This is a genomic window from Hoyosella altamirensis (assembly GCF_014191505.1).
In the GTDB taxonomy this organism is placed as follows: Bacteria; Actinomycetota; Actinomycetes; order Mycobacteriales; family Mycobacteriaceae; genus Hoyosella; species Hoyosella altamirensis.
Genome location: NZ_JACHWS010000002.1, coordinates 91,934 through 109,070, shown reverse-complemented (window position 1 = coordinate 109,070; position 17,137 = coordinate 91,934). Strand labels below are relative to the sequence as shown.

The 17,137-nt window shown below is 61.6% G+C and carries 28 protein-coding genes; 22 read left to right on the top strand and 6 right to left on the bottom strand.

The features are described 5' to 3' along the window. Positions 1 to 106 precede the first annotated feature (106 nt). From FHU29_RS09270 to FHU29_RS09240, 7 genes are all read left to right on the top strand, one after another. Positions 107 to 415: a WhiB family transcriptional regulator gene (locus FHU29_RS09270; protein WP_064441186.1), complete on the top strand. Its 309-nt coding sequence runs from the start codon at positions 107 to 109 to the stop codon at positions 413 to 415. Beyond that, the gene (locus tag FHU29_RS09265) at positions 412 to 576 is read left to right on the top strand and encodes a hypothetical protein (RefSeq protein WP_157095246.1); all 165 of its coding nucleotides are present in this window, start codon (positions 412 to 414) and stop codon (positions 574 to 576) included. The genes FHU29_RS09270 and FHU29_RS09265 overlap by 4 nt, the downstream gene beginning before the upstream one ends. Then, positions 569 to 880: a hypothetical protein gene (locus FHU29_RS09260; RefSeq protein ID WP_064441185.1), complete on the top strand. Its 312-nt coding sequence runs from the start codon at positions 569 to 571 to the stop codon at positions 878 to 880. Before FHU29_RS09265 ends, FHU29_RS09260 begins: the two co-directional genes overlap by 8 nt. After that, positions 867 to 1,289 carry a helix-turn-helix domain-containing protein gene (locus FHU29_RS09255; protein WP_183377525.1) on the top strand — a complete coding sequence of 141 codons (423 nt, stop codon included), beginning with the start codon at positions 867 to 869 and terminating at the stop codon, positions 1,287 to 1,289. Before FHU29_RS09260 ends, FHU29_RS09255 begins: the two co-directional genes overlap by 14 nt. Continuing rightward, positions 1,270 to 1,644, top strand: coding sequence for a capsid cement protein (locus FHU29_RS09250; RefSeq protein WP_064441183.1), 375 nt, complete (start codon positions 1,270 to 1,272; stop codon positions 1,642 to 1,644). The genes FHU29_RS09255 and FHU29_RS09250 overlap by 20 nt, the downstream gene beginning before the upstream one ends. Positions 1,645 to 1,656: 12 nt before the next feature. After that, the gene (locus tag FHU29_RS09245; protein WP_064441182.1) at positions 1,657 to 2,535 is read left to right on the top strand and encodes a major capsid protein; all 879 of its coding nucleotides are present in this window, start codon (positions 1,657 to 1,659) and stop codon (positions 2,533 to 2,535) included. Positions 2,536 to 2,693: 158 nt separating this feature from the next. Then, on the top strand, positions 2,694 to 3,026 hold the full coding sequence (locus tag FHU29_RS09240) for a hypothetical protein (RefSeq protein ID WP_064441181.1): 333 nt from the start codon (positions 2,694 to 2,696) through the stop codon (positions 3,024 to 3,026). A 56-nt stretch (positions 3,027 to 3,082) separates the two neighbouring features. Here the strand turns inward: FHU29_RS09240 and FHU29_RS09235 are convergent, their stop codons facing one another. From FHU29_RS09235 to FHU29_RS09225, 3 genes are all read right to left on the bottom strand, one after another. Then, on the bottom strand, positions 3,083 to 3,469 hold the full coding sequence (locus FHU29_RS09235; RefSeq protein WP_157095244.1) for a hypothetical protein: 387 nt from the start codon (positions 3,467 to 3,469) through the stop codon (positions 3,083 to 3,085). 432 nt (positions 3,470 to 3,901) lie between these two features. Continuing rightward, positions 3,902 to 5,116 (bottom strand): tyrosine-type recombinase/integrase, encoded by a 1,215-nt coding sequence (locus FHU29_RS09230; RefSeq protein ID WP_064441192.1) that lies wholly within the window; start codon positions 5,114 to 5,116, stop codon positions 3,902 to 3,904. Further along, positions 5,109 to 5,729 carry a helix-turn-helix domain-containing protein gene (locus FHU29_RS09225; RefSeq protein WP_157095248.1) on the bottom strand — a complete coding sequence of 207 codons (621 nt, stop codon included), beginning with the start codon at positions 5,727 to 5,729 and terminating at the stop codon, positions 5,109 to 5,111. The genes FHU29_RS09230 and FHU29_RS09225 overlap by 8 nt, the downstream gene beginning before the upstream one ends. 116 nt (positions 5,730 to 5,845) lie before the next feature. Here FHU29_RS09225 and FHU29_RS09220 point away from each other — a divergent pair, with 116 nt between their 5' ends. The 12 genes from FHU29_RS09220 (at position 5,846) to FHU29_RS09165 (ending at position 12,283) form a co-directional block, all read left to right on the top strand. Next, positions 5,846 to 6,046: a helix-turn-helix domain-containing protein gene (locus FHU29_RS09220; RefSeq protein WP_064441190.1), complete on the top strand. Its 201-nt coding sequence runs from the start codon at positions 5,846 to 5,848 to the stop codon at positions 6,044 to 6,046. Then, positions 6,043 to 6,384, top strand: a complete 342-nt coding sequence (locus FHU29_RS09215; RefSeq protein ID WP_083962408.1) for a hypothetical protein — start codon at positions 6,043 to 6,045, stop codon at positions 6,382 to 6,384. Before FHU29_RS09220 ends, FHU29_RS09215 begins: the two co-directional genes overlap by 4 nt. Before the next feature lie 81 nt (positions 6,385 to 6,465). Next, positions 6,466 to 7,335, top strand: coding sequence for a tyrosine-type recombinase/integrase (locus tag FHU29_RS09210; protein WP_064441189.1), 870 nt, complete (start codon positions 6,466 to 6,468; stop codon positions 7,333 to 7,335). Positions 7,336 to 7,390: 55 nt separating this feature from the next. Further along, positions 7,391 to 7,942, top strand: coding sequence for a DnaB-like helicase N-terminal domain-containing protein (locus FHU29_RS09205; protein WP_064441188.1), 552 nt, complete (start codon positions 7,391 to 7,393; stop codon positions 7,940 to 7,942). Continuing rightward, positions 7,939 to 9,240: a DUF3631 domain-containing protein gene (locus FHU29_RS09200; RefSeq protein ID WP_064441187.1), complete on the top strand. Its 1,302-nt coding sequence runs from the start codon at positions 7,939 to 7,941 to the stop codon at positions 9,238 to 9,240. The genes FHU29_RS09205 and FHU29_RS09200 overlap by 4 nt, the downstream gene beginning before the upstream one ends. 123 nt (positions 9,241 to 9,363) lie before the next feature. Further along, positions 9,364 to 9,672, top strand: a complete 309-nt coding sequence (locus tag FHU29_RS09195; RefSeq protein WP_064441186.1) for a WhiB family transcriptional regulator — start codon at positions 9,364 to 9,366, stop codon at positions 9,670 to 9,672. Continuing rightward, the gene (locus FHU29_RS09190; RefSeq protein ID WP_157095246.1) at positions 9,669 to 9,833 is read left to right on the top strand and encodes a hypothetical protein; all 165 of its coding nucleotides are present in this window, start codon (positions 9,669 to 9,671) and stop codon (positions 9,831 to 9,833) included. Before FHU29_RS09195 ends, FHU29_RS09190 begins: the two co-directional genes overlap by 4 nt. Further along, complete coding sequence (locus FHU29_RS09185; protein WP_064441185.1) at positions 9,826 to 10,137, top strand: hypothetical protein; 312 nt, start codon at positions 9,826 to 9,828, stop codon at positions 10,135 to 10,137. The genes FHU29_RS09190 and FHU29_RS09185 overlap by 8 nt, the downstream gene beginning before the upstream one ends. Then, entirely contained in the window at positions 10,124 to 10,546 is a 423-nt protein-coding gene (locus FHU29_RS09180; protein WP_083962406.1) for a helix-turn-helix domain-containing protein, read from the top strand. Before FHU29_RS09185 ends, FHU29_RS09180 begins: the two co-directional genes overlap by 14 nt. Then, positions 10,527 to 10,901, top strand: coding sequence for a capsid cement protein (locus FHU29_RS09175; RefSeq protein WP_064441183.1), 375 nt, complete (start codon positions 10,527 to 10,529; stop codon positions 10,899 to 10,901). The genes FHU29_RS09180 and FHU29_RS09175 overlap by 20 nt, the downstream gene beginning before the upstream one ends. A 12-nt stretch (positions 10,902 to 10,913) precedes the next feature. Next, positions 10,914 to 11,792: a major capsid protein gene (locus FHU29_RS09170; protein WP_064441182.1), complete on the top strand. Its 879-nt coding sequence runs from the start codon at positions 10,914 to 10,916 to the stop codon at positions 11,790 to 11,792. Between the two features lie 158 nt (positions 11,793 to 11,950). Next, positions 11,951 to 12,283, top strand: coding sequence for a hypothetical protein (locus tag FHU29_RS09165; RefSeq protein ID WP_064441181.1), 333 nt, complete (start codon positions 11,951 to 11,953; stop codon positions 12,281 to 12,283). Positions 12,284 to 12,339: 56 nt separating this feature from the next. On the opposite strand, the gene FHU29_RS09160 is transcribed toward FHU29_RS09165, so the two are convergent. Beyond that, a complete protein-coding gene (locus FHU29_RS09160) occupies positions 12,340 to 12,726 on the bottom strand; it encodes a hypothetical protein (protein WP_157095244.1) in 387 nt (128 codons plus the stop codon). A 513-nt stretch (positions 12,727 to 13,239) separates the two neighbouring features. Here FHU29_RS09160 and FHU29_RS09155 point away from each other — a divergent pair. Further along, complete coding sequence (locus FHU29_RS09155) at positions 13,240 to 13,977, top strand: YwaF family protein (protein WP_064441255.1); 738 nt, start codon at positions 13,240 to 13,242, stop codon at positions 13,975 to 13,977. Here FHU29_RS09155 and FHU29_RS09150 read toward each other — a convergent pair. Then, positions 13,929 to 15,320 (bottom strand): tetratricopeptide repeat protein, encoded by a 1,392-nt coding sequence (locus FHU29_RS09150; RefSeq protein WP_064441179.1) that lies wholly within the window; start codon positions 15,318 to 15,320, stop codon positions 13,929 to 13,931. The two genes, FHU29_RS09155 and FHU29_RS09150, sit on opposite strands and share 49 nt — an antisense overlap. Positions 15,321 to 15,545: 225 nt before the next feature. Here FHU29_RS09150 and FHU29_RS09145 point away from each other — a divergent pair, with 225 nt between their 5' ends. Together FHU29_RS09145 and FHU29_RS09140 are read left to right on the top strand one after the other, a co-directional pair. Then, positions 15,546 to 15,875 carry a hypothetical protein gene (locus FHU29_RS09145; protein WP_157095242.1) on the top strand — a complete coding sequence of 110 codons (330 nt, stop codon included), beginning with the start codon at positions 15,546 to 15,548 and terminating at the stop codon, positions 15,873 to 15,875. A gap of 83 nt (positions 15,876 to 15,958) precedes the next feature. Continuing rightward, a complete protein-coding gene (locus tag FHU29_RS09140; protein WP_064441178.1) occupies positions 15,959 to 16,669 on the top strand; it encodes a dienelactone hydrolase family protein in 711 nt (236 codons plus the stop codon). Positions 16,670 to 16,678: 9 nt separating this feature from the next. On the opposite strand, the gene FHU29_RS09135 is transcribed toward FHU29_RS09140, so the two are convergent. After that, positions 16,679 to 17,101, bottom strand: coding sequence for a hypothetical protein (locus FHU29_RS09135; RefSeq protein ID WP_064441177.1), 423 nt, complete (start codon positions 17,099 to 17,101; stop codon positions 16,679 to 16,681). Positions 17,102 to 17,137: the final 36 nt, after the last annotated feature.

Sequence of the window (17,137 nt, the reverse complement as noted above, 5' to 3'; positions counted from 1 at the left end):
TGCCGCCACCGTGTGATGAGTGCGGGAAAGGGTACGGCGTCATCACCCACTCGCAGCGCGGCCAGCTCTGCATCACATGCTTCCGCAAGGGCAAGGATAAGCGGAAATGAAGATCGCCAAACCCCCGTCGATACCAAAGTTGTCCGCCGCGCTGGCCGCGCTCGTCGATGAACGTCTGGTCGGTGCTCGCTGCGCTGGCCGCGCGCCTTTGTTCGACAGCTTCATTGAGGGCGAGACCCCAGCCGCGCGTATCGAGCGCTTCGAGTGGTGCGCACACCTCTGCCGCGCCTGCCCGGTCCTCGCCGCGTGCGACCAAGCAGCAAGTGAACTCACCGCCGCCGAACGCACCGGCATCTGGGCGAGCGCCGATCGGTCGCCCACAGTAGGACGACCACCGAAAGAAGGTGCGGCATGACCAACGAAACGAACCTTGACGACATCCTCCGCCGCTACGTCGGCAAAAACCTGGCCGACTGCACCACCAGCGACCTACGCGCTGCAGCAGTACTCCAGGCAGCACACCTCATCATCCAGCTTGAATACAACGCACACCTCGAAAGGAAACACCATGAATGAGAACAACATTCACGAAGTACGTGCCACCTCCGCCGCCTTCGTCACCTGCTTCGTCAACGGCGACACCGAGGGCGTCGACGCGATGCTCGAAGACGTTATGTCTTCCGACAATCAGACAGCACCCACGGATCTGCTGTACGGCGTGGCCGAGCTGGCCGCTGGCCTCGCCCGACAGAACATCTTCCTGGAAGCCCGCACACGAGGTGAACACCTCGCCGAAGACGCCATCAATCCGCGCGCAGTCCAAGCGCTGCAAAAGCTCATCGCGGCGCTAAGAGCAGGGGGCCCAGGTGTTTTCGAATGAGCCGATCGCGGTGAACGGTGTCCTCATCACGTGGGACGACGCCGCCCGCGTCGTGCAGGCCTTGTCTTACTTGCAGTCGTTCGTTGAAACACAAAACGGGGCGCGCTTGCCCCGCCGGTTCATACAGCTACGCGAGTACCTCACGCGCGCAGCGTCTTACGCGCAACACCACGTGGACGCGAGAACACCAGACCATGTACTGGCCACGCCGGAAGACTCGACACCGGACGGGCTCATCGACACCACAAAAGCCGCAGACATTCTCGGGTGCGGCGCCTCCAACGTTCGTGACCTGTGCAGACGGCACACGCTCACCGGATATCGGGTCGGGGGACGGTGGCTCGTCCATGAAACCGAAGTCAGGCAACGAGCAGCACGAGGAGCACCACATGCCACTAATCGGAGTTGACGTATTCAACCCCGGCGGGGACCTATCCGCCCGAGCCACCACGGCAATTAACCGCCGCCAATTCGTCACCATCGCCGGAGACACCGACCCGGACGGGGCACCCACCATCGAGGTCGCTGACGAAGGCGCGCTCGTCTTCGGGGTCGCCAAACACGACGCAAAAGAGGGCGAGCTCGTCGCCGTAGCTCGCGGCGCGGGCCGCGTCGTCACCGTCAAAGCATCCGCGCCCATCACCGCAGGGCAGATCGTGGAGGCGAACTCCGGGGACGCCGCACCCCACGGCACCGGCCAGCCCGCAGGGCAAGCAATCAACACTGTTCCCGCCGACGGCACCGCACACATTTCCCTGCGATAGGAAGACGAACTCATGGGCATACTGTCACCCGTCAAGGAAGACGACTACATCCAGGTCCGCGACATCCTCGCGTCCCCGACCTGGCTCGAAGACCGAATCCGCAAAAACATCGACACGACGATCCTCGACGCGTTCTATCGCCGACACCCCGGCCAAGTCACCGGCGGCGCGATCCACCACACCATCTGGCGCAAAGGCGACGAATTTCTCACCGAAGGTGAAGCCGAACGCTCGCCCGCCACCGAATACCGCGTCGTCCAAGCCGCCGACCCACAGACCCGCCTCGCCGCGATCCGCGACTTCGGTGGCAAATTCGCTGTCGCTGACGAAGAAGTAACCCGCAACCGCATCGACGCCATGAGCTTGCAGATCAACCAACTCATCAACAACCTAGCCAGGCGACTCAATGAGACCGGCGTTGCCGCTTTGAACGACGCGCTCAACGCCGAAGACGCGCCCACCATCCCAGCCGCGGAACCGTGGAATCAAGCGAAAACGGTCGGGGAGCCGTCGACGCTTACCCCTAACGCTGGGCTGCCGTTCGCCGACGTGGTGCGCGCGCAGATACACGAAGGCAGCGGGACGTTGTTTGACACTCTCGTGGTTAACCCCCAGGAGGCAGGGGCGCTGAGGATCGCTTACGGCATCTCACTCGGTCAGCAGCTCGCCGAGTCAGGCATCAAACTTGAAGTGTCACGCTGGATACCAGCAGGCACCGCGTACCTCACCCAGCGCGGCGGAGCAGGATACGTCGGCTTCGAGAAAGAACTCACAGTAGAAATGTGGGACGACCGGAACATTCGATCTAAGTGGGTCCAAGGCTTCGTGATGCCTGCGTTCGCGGTGACTCAGCCACAGACGGTCTACAGGCTCACTGGCCTACACAGCTAGGAAGACTGGTCTTGGTTCCCCGTGCAACCGCTCGTTCCTGTCCGGGCAGCACGGGCCGCCTCCCAAGACCGAAACAGAAGCGCCCCCAATCGGCATGGGATTGCCCGAGCGGGGGCGCTTCACTCTCCCCGGAACCGACTCACCGAAAGGTGACAACCATGGCGCGCGACCCACGCGGCACAACCACACAACGCAAACTCGGCTGGCGACACCAGCAACAACGCAAACGGCTACTCGCGAAACACAAAGACGGCGAACCATGCACCGAATGCGGACAACCCATGCACCGCGACCCCACACGCAACCCCGACCAGCGCGCCCTCCACGCCGACCACACACGAGCCCGAGCCCACGGCGGACACCTCGCCGACCGGCTACTCCACGCAACTTGTAATGAACGCCGAGGCGACGGCACACGCAACACCAGCACAGAAGACATCACCAACGACCACAGCCGAAACCGCCACCTCTGGACCCGACTCGACTGGTGACACCCCCCTCCCCTGAAATATCTGACGGGTCGGGTAACTGACCCCTCCGCCGCTGGTCAGGAAATTTTTTGTGCGGTCGCTGAAATTGTGGTGCAAAGGCGGTGCTGATAGGTCTGCTCCGAGGGGTATCGGTACCCCCGCTTGAATCTGGCGGCTGAGCGTTGCTCTCGTTGCGCGGTGAGGGCGATCCTCACGCACGCTTTCCGGTAGGCAGCGTTCGGGCTGGTAGCTCCGTCACGCACAGCGCGGAGAGCATCACGACCAAGAACATCAAGGACAATCCCGCAGCGGGCCAATGCTTTACGACCGCCTGCATCCTCTAAACCTGAGACAGTTGTCTCACGTTTGTTGCCTCTGCCGCCCTTGTTGTCCCACTGCCCGTTAGCTCGGCGGTCCTCTCCGAGGATCAGTGCGGTACTCGCTGCGGCGATCTGCACCGTCAACGACCTCCTGGGCGAGAGCAGGGGCATGGTCGATAACCACGCCGCACTCCTTAAGGCGAGCCTGCCAGTCAGATGCTGTATTGGCGGATTCGCCAATATCTACCGATCCTCGTCGCCACCTTCCATCTTTGCGGCGACCGTCAGCAGCGAGCACCAGAGCCGTGGACATGGCCCGCGCACCAGTCGACATATTCCGTACGCCTCGACGGTAATCAGGAATTCCTAAATACCGACTGACGCAACAAGATCGCCCACGTTTTACCCACGTGAAATAGCGGGAATTACGTGGGTGTGATTCACAACAGTGAGATTCGGCAACGCTTTGAGCTGCAATAAAGGGAACTACGTGGGCTGCTGAGAGTCAGAAATGCGCTGTGAGTCATTCGGGCGGTTAGGGGTTCAAGTCCCCTCGCCAGCTCTTGTTTTTCGAGGTCAGACCGCTTTTAGGTCTGGCCTCGTTTTCGTTGGTTCAAGATCAACACTGTTTAACCCACGTTTTTCAATCAACAACGGTTCGAACGCTCGCCGCACGTCTGGCGCGACTGCCGCCCGCTGTATGTAGTGCTCGCGAGTGACTCGCTCGCCTGAGTGGCCGAGCTGTGCGGTGGCTGCGCCTACTCCGAAGTCCCGTTCGATGAGGGTTGCTGTTGTCTTGCGGAACGTGTGCGGTGTCACCCATTCGAATTGGTCACCGCGTGCTGCGCGGAGCTGGCGGCGCACATTGTGCGGTGAGCGGGGAGTGCCACGGTGGGACGGGAACACGAGCCCGCCTTCGCTGGGGAGGTTGCGTTCGTGCTGGCGCTGTAGCGCTTCTGCGGCGAAGTAGGGGAGTGTGAGGGTGCGGTGACCTGCTTCCGACTTCAGGTAGGCCTCTCGGGTCGCCCTGCCGCCGTATGCGATCACTTGTCCTGCGACTGTCAGCCGCGGTGGTTCGGCATCGAGTTCGACTGCGGGCCACACCAGGCCGAGGACCTCACCGATCCGTAGGCCAGTTCCGAGCATTACGTCAACAAGGTCGGGAAGATCGGCGGCGCGGGGCGGGCCGTACTGGTTGCCCTGTGACCAGCCCGCGATCAGCGCCCGGTACCCACGGAGTTCTTCAGGCGTGAATACCCGAACTTGGCCGCGTTTGCTGCGGCGGGCGGTCGTATCCCGTACCGGGTTGTGTGGTACCGCGTCATGTCTCGCCGCAAGCCCGAACATTGCTGTCAGCACGACGCGTGCTTGCTTCGCCGTCGCATGCTTGTCGATGGCGCTAAGGGCTCGTTCGATCACACCCACGGACGCCTCACAAAGCCTCACCTCACCTAGCGCTGGCTCTATGTGCTTGTCGTAGGTGCGCCGATAGTTCGCGATCGTTTGCGGCCGCCGTGAATCCTCTTTCGCGATGGCCGTGAACCACACGGTAGCGAGATCCCGGATGCGCGTGTCGCCGGTGATTTCAACGGTGCCTGTGTCGCGCTGGCGGTCCCGCAATGCTTCCTTCAAGGCATCCTCGGCCTTGTTGCCTGTGGTGCCAAACCGCTCCACCTGCCGAGTCTTTCCGTCCCAATCACGGAACTGGGCGCGTGCACGCCACCGGCCCGGGCCGAGCTGGGCGCGCTTGATCTTCCCGTAAGTGCCGAGGGGCAGCGGTGACCTAGGCATCGCGGGGACGCCCTTGGGTAGGTGCTTCCCTCACGACTTCACGCCCGAGCAGTTCTTCGATTTGCTGAATGAGGCGGCGCCGTTCAGCTCGGGCATTGTGCGCACGAGACGCGATCAGGTCGGCGATATTGATGTCGGGCGCGCCTGGCGTGTCCTGGAACGCTTGCACGACCTTTGCGAGGTCCTCTTCGTCAGCCGCCTGTGCGGTTAGGTCTAGGTCGCGTACCTTCCTGGCCAGCTGCATGACCTGAGCGTCTATGTTTCCCGCTTTGCCCCTGGGTGGTGAGTCGATCCCGCTGAACGCATCTGCTGCTTCTATCGAGGGCATCGGCTCGCCGGGAATGAACTCGACGTAACCGTATGGCTGCTCGGGATAGAGCAACTGCACAGGTGGGACTTCGAGGGCTGCCGCCAGTACCACAAGTTCGGCGACGTCTAGTCGAGCGCCCCGTCTTCCGTACTCGAAGTTCGTTAACACCGAAGACCCGATTGGATTGCCGAGCTCTTCCGTTCGCTTAGCGAGCTTTGCGATCGAAAGATTCTTGTTTCGTCGTAGTCGTGCTACCTCGGAAGCCACCCGAGTGGCTATGTCCGCCGACCAGTTCTCTGTCATGGCAGCAGAGTTTACAGATGTTCTTGACAGGTGGGAACATAGCGGCCATTATTGCAGTCAGCAGCACGGAATCATCTTGATTCTCTGCTGTGAGAACACAACGAGGAGACTTTCACATGACCCCTGAAGAACTCGACAGGTTGGGAGTGGCAACCGACCTGCGTACCGCGGCTCGGGCGCTCGGTATCCCAGCATCAACCGCCTACGCTCACGCCCGCGCCGGTAACTTTCCCGTCCGCGTCATTCGTATCGGTAGCCGCTACACCGTGCCCGTCGCCGAGCTGCGCACCGTACTCGGACTCGGTGGTGCGGCGTGAATATTCCTGACCGGATGATGATCGTCGGTGAGGATGGTGCACCGTCGAGCATTGTTGATGTGGAGCGGCTGCAATCCGACGCCACCATCCTGACCTTCCAGTACGCGGCTGCTGCCGGTGATGATGCCGAACTGGATCGCGTCGCAAGAGCATGGACCGCGACGACAGACCCGGACTACTTCGGCTATTTGTGCGCCGCTGCGTTATCGCTAATGGTCCGGAACGTCCTGGACCCCACATTGGCGTTCGTTGATGCGATCGCCCCCGATCGCGACTTCCGGGGGAAGCTCCGCGAGGCGCGCGACAACGCTGAGAAAACGCTAGGAGGCACCACATGAGCGAAAAACAATGCCCCGCCCTGGTGGTGGGCGAGGCATCGAAGATCAACCCCGTTGAGAGTTAATCGGCTGGAGGACTCAATGATAACTGATCAACCTGACGCTGTTCATTCGTTATGGCTTGAGCAGGTTCGTTTGCTGAACAGGTTCCGTGCACATATGCAGGCCCGGTCGTTGTCCGGGCGCACGATACGCGAGCGGATCACGTACTTGGAGCGGGTCGCACACGACCGTGGCACGCCAGCGCACCTGCTCACCGAGGACGACATTATTGCCGCCCTCAGTAACCCGAAGATCACCGCCACCAGCAGACAAACCTACTTTTCGCTGCTGTCTACCTGGCAAACATGGCTCGTCAAAATCGGTGTCCGGGAAGACAACCCGCTACTGAAGCTCGATGCGCCCCGCCGCCCCCGAAGCGAACCGAAACGGCTCACAGATGAACAGGTCGCCGCGATCGAAGCTGTCATTAACCGGCGCCGAACGTTCGCGATGTTCCTCCTCGCCGCGCTGCAAGGGCTGCGTGTCCACGAGATCGCGAAGGTGCGTGGCGAGGACTTCGACTGGAGCGCGGGAACGCTTCGCGTACGCGGCAAGGGCGGCCACCAGGCATTCATGCCGATCCACGCTCGACTGCACGAGGTACGTGACTCGATGCCGACAACGGGCTACTGGTTCCCGTCGTACAACGACGGGCGCGCGTTCATCGACGGTCGATCCGTCGGTGAAGCGTTGAAAGACGCGATGCGACGAGCTGGTATTAACGACGCCACCGCCCACGCGCTCCGGCACTGGTTCGCCACGAAACTGCTCGCTTCAGGTGTTGATGTGCGGGTCGTGCAAGAACTCATGCGACACAAATCGTTGCAAACCACCGAACGCTACACCCATGTTTCGACGGCGGCGCGCCGCGCTGGTCTCGACAAACTCACCCTCCAGCTACCCGACTGAAAAGCAAAGCCCCGCCCGGTTGACGACGCCGGACGGGGCAGAAAGGAAACCACCTATGAGTGTAGACGACGGCACCGACATTCCGGAGGCTGGGACGGTACTCCTCGCGTGCCTGTGCGCAGTATCATCAGGCCGCTACAGCTACCCCAATGGGCGAGACCTCGAAGATCTGGCAGAGCTGCTTTTGTCCTCTGATTTTCACCGGCCCGCCGAAGGACGCGCCTACGCTGCGATCCTGGAACACCACGACCGTGGTGACCCCCACGACCTCGTCACCTTGCACGCACAGTTCCTGACCAGCGGAGCGTTCACCGAACCGGGGGGCCGTGAACTCGCCGCGCTGATGCTCGATCTCGTCACCGCAGACGACGCAATCCGCGACGGCACCGCGCATCCTCAGCGCGTACGTACCCTCGCGGCTGCAGTAGTCGCCGAAGCGCACCGCCGGGCCGCGTCAGTTGATATGTCTGCCGCGATCGCTGGGCACCCGCCGAGCGACTGGCTCACCGTGTGGCGAGACCACGGCACAAAGGTTGCGGGCATCGCCTCACGGTTCGAACGACTCATAGCCCCGTCTTCCAAAAACCTCGTCGAGGTGGCCGCATGAGCGACGGAGCCGAAATACTCAACCGCACCGAGACATCAATACGCCGCTACTGCGTCTTGCCGTCAAATCACGCTTTCGTGGCCGTAGTCCTGTGGGCAGTGCTTACACACTTAACGGCAGCATTCGAGTACGCGCCCAGGATGGTCGCGCGATCCCCTGAGAAGAGATCCGGCAAGTCACGCCTACTTGAGGTGCTCGACGCGCTTGTGTATCAGCCGTTGCGGGCAGTGAACGCGACCGTGGCGTACATCTTCCGGTCACTCGATGCGGACCCGCCACCAACTCTGCTATTCGACGAAGCTGACACAATCTTCGGTACGAAGAAGGTCGCCGAAAACAACGAAGACCTGCGAGGCCTGCTCAACGCGGGGTTTCAACGAGGGCTGCCAGTGGGCCGCACGGTAGGACCGCAACACACACCGGTGGAGTTTGAGACCTTCGCCATGGCCGCGCTCGCCGGTATCGGCAAGATGCCAGACACCATTGAAGACAGGGCAATCGTGGTGGTGATGCGCCGCCGCAAACCAACCGAACACGTCCAGCCGTACCGCACCAGACGGGACCGGCCAGCCCTCGAAAGACTGCGTAAGGATATCGCTGCGTGGGCTGACACGGTGCGTCACCAGCTTGAAGGGTACGAGCCGGAAAACCTCGGTGTCGAGGACCGTGCCGCCGACGTATGGGAGCCGCTGATTGCAGTTGCCGATATGGCCGGCGGTGACTGGCCGAAGCGAGCCCGAGCGGCCGCCGTCGCGATGGTCGCAGCCGCCGAGGAAGACGAAAGCGATTCGGTGAACGTCACGCTGCTCCGCGACATTAAGGACGTGTTCGAGTCCCTTCATGTGTCGTTCCTGAAGTCCGATGCGTTGTGCGTGAAGCTTCACGAAATTGAGGACTCGCCATGGAGGCAATTTGAACTCAACCCGTCGAAGTTAGGGCATCGCCTCAAGGAGTACGGGATCAAGACTGCATTCAGGGACGGATACAAGAAGGAACGCGGGTATCGGTTGACGGACTTCAGCGACACGTTCGAGCGGTACTTGCCAAAGCGTGAAGAGCCCAATTCCAGCGGTAGCCCGTCCGAAGCCGTCCGAAGCCGACTAAATGGCGTTGACCAGGCAGAACGATCGGACGCCTTAAATCAGTCGGACACCTTAAAGGTGTCCGAGAAAATAAAGCCGTCCGACGATAAACGCAGCTTAAACGGTGTTTTGACCCCTTCGGACGCCTTCGGACACCTACCCGCCGGGAAACGTAATGCCGGTACCTCACGCGAAGGAGCCCAAAGTCATGAGTAAGCCACGTAGTCGACCTCTGCCGCCACCGTGTGATGAGTGCGGGAAAGGGTACGGCGTCATCACCCACTCGCAGCGCGGCCAGCTCTGCATCACATGCTTCCGCAAGGGCAAGGATAAGCGGAAATGAAGATCGCCAAACCCCCGTCGATACCAAAGTTGTCCGCCGCGCTGGCCGCGCTCGTCGATGAACGTCTGGTCGGTGCTCGCTGCGCTGGCCGCGCGCCTTTGTTCGACAGCTTCATTGAGGGCGAGACCCCAGCCGCGCGTATCGAGCGCTTCGAGTGGTGCGCACACCTCTGCCGCGCCTGCCCGGTCCTCGCCGCGTGCGACCAAGCAGCAAGTGAACTCACCGCCGCCGAACGCACCGGCATCTGGGCGAGCGCCGATCGGTCGCCCACAGTAGGACGACCACCGAAAGAAGGTGCGGCATGACCAACGAAACGAACCTTGACGACATCCTCCGCCGCTACGTCGGCAAAAACCTGGCCGACTGCACCACCAGCGACCTACGCGCTGCAGCAGTACTCCAGGCAGCACACCTCATCATCCAGCTTGAATACAACGCACACCTCGAAAGGAAACACCATGAATGAGAACAACATTCACGAAGTACGTGCCACCTCCGCCGCCTTCGTCACCTGCTTCGTCAACGGCGACACCGAGGGCGTCGACGCGATGCTCGAAGACGTTATGTCTTCCGACAATCAGACAGCACCCACGGATCTGCTGTACGGCGTGGCCGAGCTGGCCGCTGGCCTCGCCCGACAGAACATCTTCCTGGAAGCCCGCACACGAGGTGAACACCTCGCCGAAGACGCCATCAATCCGCGCGCAGTCCAAGCGCTGCAAAAGCTCATCGCGGCGCTAAGAGCAGGGGGCCCAGGTGTGTTCGAATGAGCCGATCGCGGTGAACGGTGTCCTCATCACGTGGGACGACGCCGCCCGCGTCGTGCAGGCCTTGTCTTACTTGCAGTCGTTCGTTGAAACACAAAACGGGGCGCGCTTGCCCCGCCGGTTCATACAGCTACGCGAGTACCTCACGCGCGCAGCGTCTTACGCGCAACACCACGTGGACGCGAGAACACCAGACCATGTACTGGCCACGCCGGAAGACTCGACACCGGACGGGCTCATCGACACCACAAAAGCCGCAGACATTCTCGGGTGCGGCGCCTCCAACGTTCGTGACCTGTGCAGACGGCACACGCTCACCGGATATCGGGTCGGGGGACGGTGGCTCGTCCATGAAACCGAAGTCAGGCAACGAGCAGCACGAGGAGCACCACATGCCACTAATCGGAGTTGACGTATTCAACCCCGGCGGGGACCTATCCGCCCGAGCCACCACGGCAATTAACCGCCGCCAATTCGTCACCATCGCCGGAGACACCGACCCGGACGGGGCACCCACCATCGAGGTCGCTGACGAAGGCGCGCTCGTCTTCGGGGTCGCCAAACACGACGCAAAAGAGGGCGAGCTCGTCGCCGTAGCTCGCGGCGCGGGCCGCGTCGTCACCGTCAAAGCATCCGCGCCCATCACCGCAGGGCAGATCGTGGAGGCGAACTCCGGGGACGCCGCACCCCACGGCACCGGCCAGCCCGCAGGGCAAGCAATCAACACTGTTCCCGCCGACGGCACCGCACACATTTCCCTGCGATAGGAAGACGAACTCATGGGCATACTGTCACCCGTCAAGGAAGACGACTACATCCAGGTCCGCGACATCCTCGCGTCCCCGACCTGGCTCGAAGACCGAATCCGCAAAAACATCGACACGACGATCCTCGACGCGTTCTATCGCCGACACCCCGGCCAAGTCACCGGCGGCGCGATCCACCACACCATCTGGCGCAAAGGCGACGAATTTCTCACCGAAGGTGAAGCCGAACGCTCGCCCGCCACCGAATACCGCGTCGTCCAAGCCGCCGACCCACAGACCCGCCTCGCCGCGATCCGCGACTTCGGTGGCAAATTCGCTGTCGCTGACGAAGAAGTAACCCGCAACCGCATCGACGCCATGAGCTTGCAGATCAACCAACTCATCAACAACCTAGCCAGGCGACTCAATGAGACCGGCGTTGCCGCTTTGAACGACGCGCTCAACGCCGAAGACGCGCCCACCATCCCAGCCGCGGAACCGTGGAATCAAGCGAAAACGGTCGGGGAGCCGTCGACGCTTACCCCTAACGCTGGGCTGCCGTTCGCCGACGTGGTGCGCGCGCAGATACACGAAGGCAGCGGGACGTTGTTTGACACTCTCGTGGTTAACCCCCAGGAGGCAGGGGCGCTGAGGATCGCTTACGGCATCTCACTCGGTCAGCAGCTCGCCGAGTCAGGCATCAAACTTGAAGTGTCACGCTGGATACCAGCAGGCACCGCGTACCTCACCCAGCGCGGCGGAGCAGGATACGTCGGCTTCGAGAAAGAACTCACAGTAGAAATGTGGGACGACCGGAACATTCGATCTAAGTGGGTCCAAGGCTTCGTGATGCCTGCGTTCGCGGTGACTCAGCCACAGACGGTCTACAGGCTCACTGGCCTACACAGCTAGGAAGACTGGTCTTGGTTCCCCGTGCAACCGCTCGTTCCTGTCCGGGCAGCACGGGCCGCCTCCCAAGACCGAAACAGAAGCGCCCCCAATCGGCATGGGATTGCCCGAGCGGGGGCGCTTCACTCTCCCCGGAACCGACTCACCGAAAGGTGACAACCATGGCGCGCGACCCACGCGGCACAACCACACAACGCAAACTCGGCTGGCGACACCAGCAACAACGCAAACGGCTACTCGCGAAACACAAAGACGGCGAACCATGCACCGAATGCGGACAACCCATGCACCGCGACCCCACACGCAACCCCGACCAGCGCGCCCTCCACGCCGACCACACACGAGCCCGAGCCCACGGCGGACACCTCGCCGACCGGCTACTCCACGCAACTTGTAATGAACGCCGAGGCGACGGCACACGCAACACCAGCACAGAAGACATCACCAACGACCACAGCCGAAACCGCCACCTCTGGACCCGACTCGACTGGTGACACCCCCCTCCCCTGAAATATCTGACGGGTCGGGTAACTGACCCCTCCGCCGCTGGTCAGGAAATTTTTTGTGCGGTCGCTGAAATTGTGGTGCAAAGGCGGTGCTGATAGGTCTGCTCCGAGGGGTATCGGTACCCCCGCTTGAATCTGGCGGCTGAGCGTTGCTCTCGTTGCGCGGTGAGGGCGATCCTCACGCACGCTTTCCGGTAGGCAGCGTTCGGGCTGGTAGCTCCGTCACGCACAGCGCGGAGAGCATCACGACCAAGAACATCAAGGACAATCCCGCAGCGGGCCAATGCTTTACGACCGCCTGCATCCTCTAAACCTGAGACAGTTGTCTCACGTTTGTTGCCTCTGCCGCCCTTGTTGTCCCACTGCCCGTTAGCTCGGCGGTCCTCTCCGAGGATCAGTGCGGTACTCGCTGCGGCGATCTGCACCGTCAACGACCTCCTGGGCGAGAGCAGGGGCATGGTCGATAACCACGCCGCACTCCTTAAGGCGAGCCTGCCAGTCAGATGCTGTATTGGCGGATTCGCCAATATCTACCGATCCTCGTCGCCACCTTCCATCTTTGCGGCGACCGTCAGCAGCGAGCACCAGAGCCGTGGACATGGCCCGCGCACCAGTCGACATATTCCGTACGCCTCGACGGTAATCAGGAATTCCTAAATACCGACTGACGCAACAAGATCGCCCACGTTTTACCCACGTGAAATAGCGGGAATTACGTGGGTGTGATTCACAACAGTGAGATTCGGCAACGCTTTGAGCTGCAATAAAGGGAACTACGTGGGCTGCTGAGAGTCAGAAATGCGCTGTGAGTCATTCGGGCGGTTAGGGGTTCAAGTCCCCTCGCCAGCTCTTGTTCGCTGTGAGGCTGCGCTGTTGCCGACGGAGCCGCACAGTTTCTTGTGGGACATCCATTCGATGGCTTCAGTACATTGGATGATGTGGACATGCTGATTGCGCAAGATGAATTCTCCGCGTACGGCGTATCGCACTGGGCTGTCGTCGCTGTATTCGCAGTTGGTGCGTTTGCTTTCGTCAAAATCGGCCGTTCCCATAAAGACACTGCCGCAGCAGTTCGGTTCAGCAGGATATTGGGAATCATTGCAATCGTTATGTATGCGGGGATTTTCACCTACTCGATGATTCCGCCCAGCTTGGGCCGGTCGGTGCCATTGCAATTATCTGACCTCGCGGCTGTCACCGCGGCGTACGCGTTGTGGTCACGCAAGCCGTGGGCTTTCGCCCTGACCTACTACTGGTGCCTTGTGCTGAGCACGCAGGCTCTGGTGTCACCGGCATTACAGTCGCCTGATTTCCCGCACCATGAGTTCATCGCTTTCTGGGCAATGCACCTTTTGGTTGTCTGGGCGGCGATTTACCTAACGTGGGGCCTCCGGACGCGACCTACCTGGAAGAGCTACGGGATCACGGTGGCAGTGACGCTCGCGTGGGCAGCATTCACCTTTACGTTCAACCTGATCGCGAACACGAATTACGGGTTCCTGAACTCCAAACCGCAAACAGCATCGCTGCTCGACTACATGGGTCCGTGGCCCTGGTATTTACTCCCCGCGACGGCACTCGTTTTCACCACCTGGGCGCTTATGACGTGGCCGTGGAAGAAATTCGGTGCGCACTACAGCGAGTCGCCGCCACGGTTGCCGTCAGAGACAGCGGGAGAGTAGCGGCGCCGCGCGACACGGACATACCGCGTCAGTCCTTCACTCCCGGAGTCCTGCGGCCAATTATCGGCGGCGGCAATTGTTGACGTGCGTAAAAGACGGTGCAGTTCGGCCAGGCGTGGTGTGACATCAGGAGTCGCTATGCGATATTTTCGCAGCTTGCGCCGCGGCTTCGGCTCGGCAGGGCTTGTCAGGTACCCGCGCTCCGCTGCGAACTTGGCGATCTCATGGTGCAGCGATTCCGTGTGTTCATTTCGAGGTAAGGCCGCCACGCACCACGACAACAAGTCGGACAGAATGCTGTGCCAGCTTGCCGCGGAATTCTCACCGGCGGTATCGGATGCAGGGGACACCGCGTCGAAGTAGAGCAGGGACGGGAGCATCAGCGCGACGCCGTGACTGAGGATGTTCTCGCGCGAGTAGCTCATCAGCGAGACTCGGTCCCAAGCGAGTGCTGTACCAGCGTCGCACAGCGCCACGAGAGGTATCGCACCGGCGCTGAGGCTGGCGTCGAGAGCGAGTGAAAAGTAGAACTCTGCCTCTCTGTCACGCTGGTGGTGCGACAGGAAGAACGCGGTTCGGACGAGGACATCCGCGTGTGCTGGAGGGGCGGAGACTTTCTCGTAGAGATTGCTTGCTTCGTGGTAGAGCTGTTCAGCGATCTTTTTGTTGCCCGCCTGGGCGTATGAGTCCGCAAGCTTCGTTGCGCAGTCCGCCGCTTCGCGATCACGCTTGGCGCCGACGAAAACGCCAAGAGCCTCCTTGAGGTGGCGGATGCGCTGTGCATCGCCTGAGGTCAGTGTGTCTGCGAGGCGAAGGTTCGCCTGGGCGAACCAGGCGCCCATTTTCTTATCGCGGAAGGTGGACAGAGCCGCCTGGAATTGCTGGCGCGCCTCGTCAGTCCGTCCGGACTGGGCGTACAGGCAACCGAGGTGGTAGCGCACTCCGGCGACCTCGGCGTCGTTTTCCAGCGAGCGGTAGCCGCGCACCGCACTTCGGTAGGCGTCTTCGCCCGCGTCGAAATCACCGCTTCTCGTGTAGACGAGGCCGAGAGTGGAATCGCACAGTGCCTGATAGCTGACGTCACCGTCGGTTCTGCCTACGTCGCGTTCGGTGCGCAGGTCAGCGATCAGAGCGCTGATGGCGCGCCTGTCACCGCTGCGCATCAGCTGTTGCCACAGTGTTCGTGACGCGACGACAATCGCGTCCCGGTCGCCGTGTTCGCGTGCTTCACGGCGTTGCGTCACAGGGTCTTTCGAAACCGCTTCTGGAGTGACTTGTGGGTCGGGCTGGTGAGGTGCGGAGTTCTCGGTGTTTCCAGCCGGGCCGGACGGCTCGACGCTCATATCGCGTCTCCTTCGCGAACATCGCAACTCGCAGGTTGATGCGAACAGGACAGAGACAAAGAATAGAGAATTTGTTCGGATCCTGGTACGGCAGGTTCGGGTGCTGAGATTTGGCGTCGACACACAGACGTTGCGGGGCTATGCTGGTGGCTTCTCGTCTGGTGCTCAATGATGAGGCTGGACTCGCATCGAAGCAGTGCTCACCGCCACGAAAGCGAGTCAAACATGCGTTCATCTTTAGCTGCCGTCCTTAGTACTCCCGCAACCGCTGTTGTGCGCGGAACGTCTATTGCAATCCGCCTGACTGACGAGGCCACAGCGCCACGAGCAGCCAGGCTGGCTCAGCGTCCCTTCAAAATAAGGGGAGGGTCGTCGTCTGTCGCTGAAGCCGCTGACCTTTGGGCTGATCCTGACCGTCCAGTGCGGCGTCTATCCCGGGCGGAAATCGCGCGACGCTGGCTGTTTCCCTGCTATGGCGCGCAAGCCAATGCGCGCGACGCTAGCCAGACCGCAGCGCACCGTGCATTCCTGCGCGACGCGGCCCGAACGGACTAGTTCAGCACACTCTGACGCGCCGGCCCCCTGCTGTCCGCTGGTTTCCTCTTCGGGCAGGATGGGGTCGACGCGAAGGAGTGCACATGACCAACATTCAGATCGATGCGCCTGCAGGCCCGATGCAGGGTCACCTTTTCGTTCCTTCGCGGGCGGACGGGGCCACCCCGTATCCCGGTGTCGTTGTTGTGCACGACGCAATTGGAATGACGGATGACACGCTAGAGAGTTGCCAGCGCATGGCGGACGAAGGGTATGTAGTCCTCGCGCCTGACCTGTATTCACGGGGCGGGAAGGCCCGGTGTGTGCCTCTCGTCATGAAGGACTTGCTTTTGCAGAGGGGCCGCACTGTCGACGATTTGCTCGCCGCGCGGGAGCATCTGATGGAGCGAGATGACTGTACGGGCGCAGTGGGCATCATCGGTTTCTGCATGGGTGGCGGGTTCGCGATCCTTATGGCGCCCAAGGGCTTTGATGCAAGCGCACCTTTCTACGGCGTGCTGCCGCGGCACCTCACCGAAGCGCTAGAAGGCTCGTGTCCCATGGTTGCTAGCTTCGGCAACCGTGATCCGCTCCTCATCGGTGGTGAAAAGAAGCTTGTGCGCGCGCTGGAAAGGAACGGTGTCGAGCATGACGTCAAGACCTACCCGAAGGTGGGGCATAGCTTTGCCAACAAGATCGATCTTGGTCCCGCGACGCCGCTGCTCAGAGTGACGGGGTTCGCGTACAACGACGCTGCGACCGAAGATGCGTGGCGCCGCGTGTTCGCCTTCTTCGGTGAGCACCTGAAGGTGTGACGGTGTGCGTTAGTTCCCGGTCAGCTGATTGATGCCCTCGACGATTGCCACGGAGATTCCACCTACCGGGACGGGCCCTTCGTTGCCGGTGTAGACCTGGTCGCCCGGGACGTCACACCACCACGACAGCGTGTGGATACCTGGTGTGATGAAGGGGATCTGTTGCGATGCGGAACCGCCTGGTGGCACCGCAACGGCGGGTGGCAGCCCGAACCAGGAGAGCGGTGAGCCGAAGAAGTGCAAAATCGACCCGCATGTGGCTGTGGTGCCACGGTCATTGTGGAAAGTTACTTCTGCTGTTGTCTCACCGGCGCTGCGGGCGTCCGCAGATGGCGCGGCTGACGCGAGGGTGGGGGCTGCGAGCACCATCGGTGCGATCGCCGCCGCCGCGATTGCTGCCCGGGCTGCGGCCCTGGGCATGGTCGTCTTCATCGTGGGTCTCCCTAGAACAGTCTTCCGACCTGGAGC

Excerpts from the sequence above, each read along its gene's own strand:
- FHU29_RS09270 (WP_064441186.1), top strand. The coding sequence starts at position 107 with ATGAAGATCGCCAAACCCCCGTCGATACCAAAGTTGTCCGCCGCGCTG.
- FHU29_RS09265 (WP_157095246.1), top strand. The coding sequence starts at position 412 with ATGACCAACGAAACGAACCTTGACGACATCCTCCGCCGCTACGTCGGC.
- FHU29_RS09260 (WP_064441185.1), top strand. The coding sequence starts at position 569 with ATGAATGAGAACAACATTCACGAAGTACGTGCCACCTCCGCCGCCTTC.
- FHU29_RS09250 (WP_064441183.1), top strand. The coding sequence starts at position 1,270 with ATGCCACTAATCGGAGTTGACGTATTCAACCCCGGCGGGGACCTATCC.
- FHU29_RS09245 (WP_064441182.1), top strand. The coding sequence starts at position 1,657 with ATGGGCATACTGTCACCCGTCAAGGAAGACGACTACATCCAGGTCCGC.
- FHU29_RS09240 (WP_064441181.1), top strand. The coding sequence starts at position 2,694 with ATGGCGCGCGACCCACGCGGCACAACCACACAACGCAAACTCGGCTGG.
- FHU29_RS09230 (WP_064441192.1), bottom strand. The coding sequence starts at position 5,116 with ATGCCTAGGTCACCGCTGCCCCTCGGCACTTACGGGAAGATCAAGCGC.
- FHU29_RS09225 (WP_157095248.1), bottom strand. The coding sequence starts at position 5,729 with ATGACAGAGAACTGGTCGGCGGACATAGCCACTCGGGTGGCTTCCGAG.
- FHU29_RS09220 (WP_064441190.1), top strand. The coding sequence starts at position 5,846 with ATGACCCCTGAAGAACTCGACAGGTTGGGAGTGGCAACCGACCTGCGT.
- FHU29_RS09210 (WP_064441189.1), top strand. The coding sequence starts at position 6,466 with ATGATAACTGATCAACCTGACGCTGTTCATTCGTTATGGCTTGAGCAG.
- FHU29_RS09205 (WP_064441188.1), top strand. The coding sequence starts at position 7,391 with ATGAGTGTAGACGACGGCACCGACATTCCGGAGGCTGGGACGGTACTC.
- FHU29_RS09200 (WP_064441187.1), top strand. The coding sequence starts at position 7,939 with ATGAGCGACGGAGCCGAAATACTCAACCGCACCGAGACATCAATACGC.
- FHU29_RS09195 (WP_064441186.1), top strand. The coding sequence starts at position 9,364 with ATGAAGATCGCCAAACCCCCGTCGATACCAAAGTTGTCCGCCGCGCTG.
- FHU29_RS09190 (WP_157095246.1), top strand. The coding sequence starts at position 9,669 with ATGACCAACGAAACGAACCTTGACGACATCCTCCGCCGCTACGTCGGC.
- FHU29_RS09185 (WP_064441185.1), top strand. The coding sequence starts at position 9,826 with ATGAATGAGAACAACATTCACGAAGTACGTGCCACCTCCGCCGCCTTC.
- FHU29_RS09175 (WP_064441183.1), top strand. The coding sequence starts at position 10,527 with ATGCCACTAATCGGAGTTGACGTATTCAACCCCGGCGGGGACCTATCC.
- FHU29_RS09170 (WP_064441182.1), top strand. The coding sequence starts at position 10,914 with ATGGGCATACTGTCACCCGTCAAGGAAGACGACTACATCCAGGTCCGC.
- FHU29_RS09165 (WP_064441181.1), top strand. The coding sequence starts at position 11,951 with ATGGCGCGCGACCCACGCGGCACAACCACACAACGCAAACTCGGCTGG.
- FHU29_RS09155 (WP_064441255.1), top strand. The coding sequence starts at position 13,240 with ATGCTGATTGCGCAAGATGAATTCTCCGCGTACGGCGTATCGCACTGG.
- FHU29_RS09150 (WP_064441179.1), bottom strand. The coding sequence starts at position 15,320 with ATGAGCGTCGAGCCGTCCGGCCCGGCTGGAAACACCGAGAACTCCGCA.
- FHU29_RS09145 (WP_157095242.1), top strand. The coding sequence starts at position 15,546 with ATGCGTTCATCTTTAGCTGCCGTCCTTAGTACTCCCGCAACCGCTGTT.
- FHU29_RS09140 (WP_064441178.1), top strand. The coding sequence starts at position 15,959 with ATGACCAACATTCAGATCGATGCGCCTGCAGGCCCGATGCAGGGTCAC.
- FHU29_RS09135 (WP_064441177.1), bottom strand. The coding sequence starts at position 17,101 with ATGAAGACGACCATGCCCAGGGCCGCAGCCCGGGCAGCAATCGCGGCG.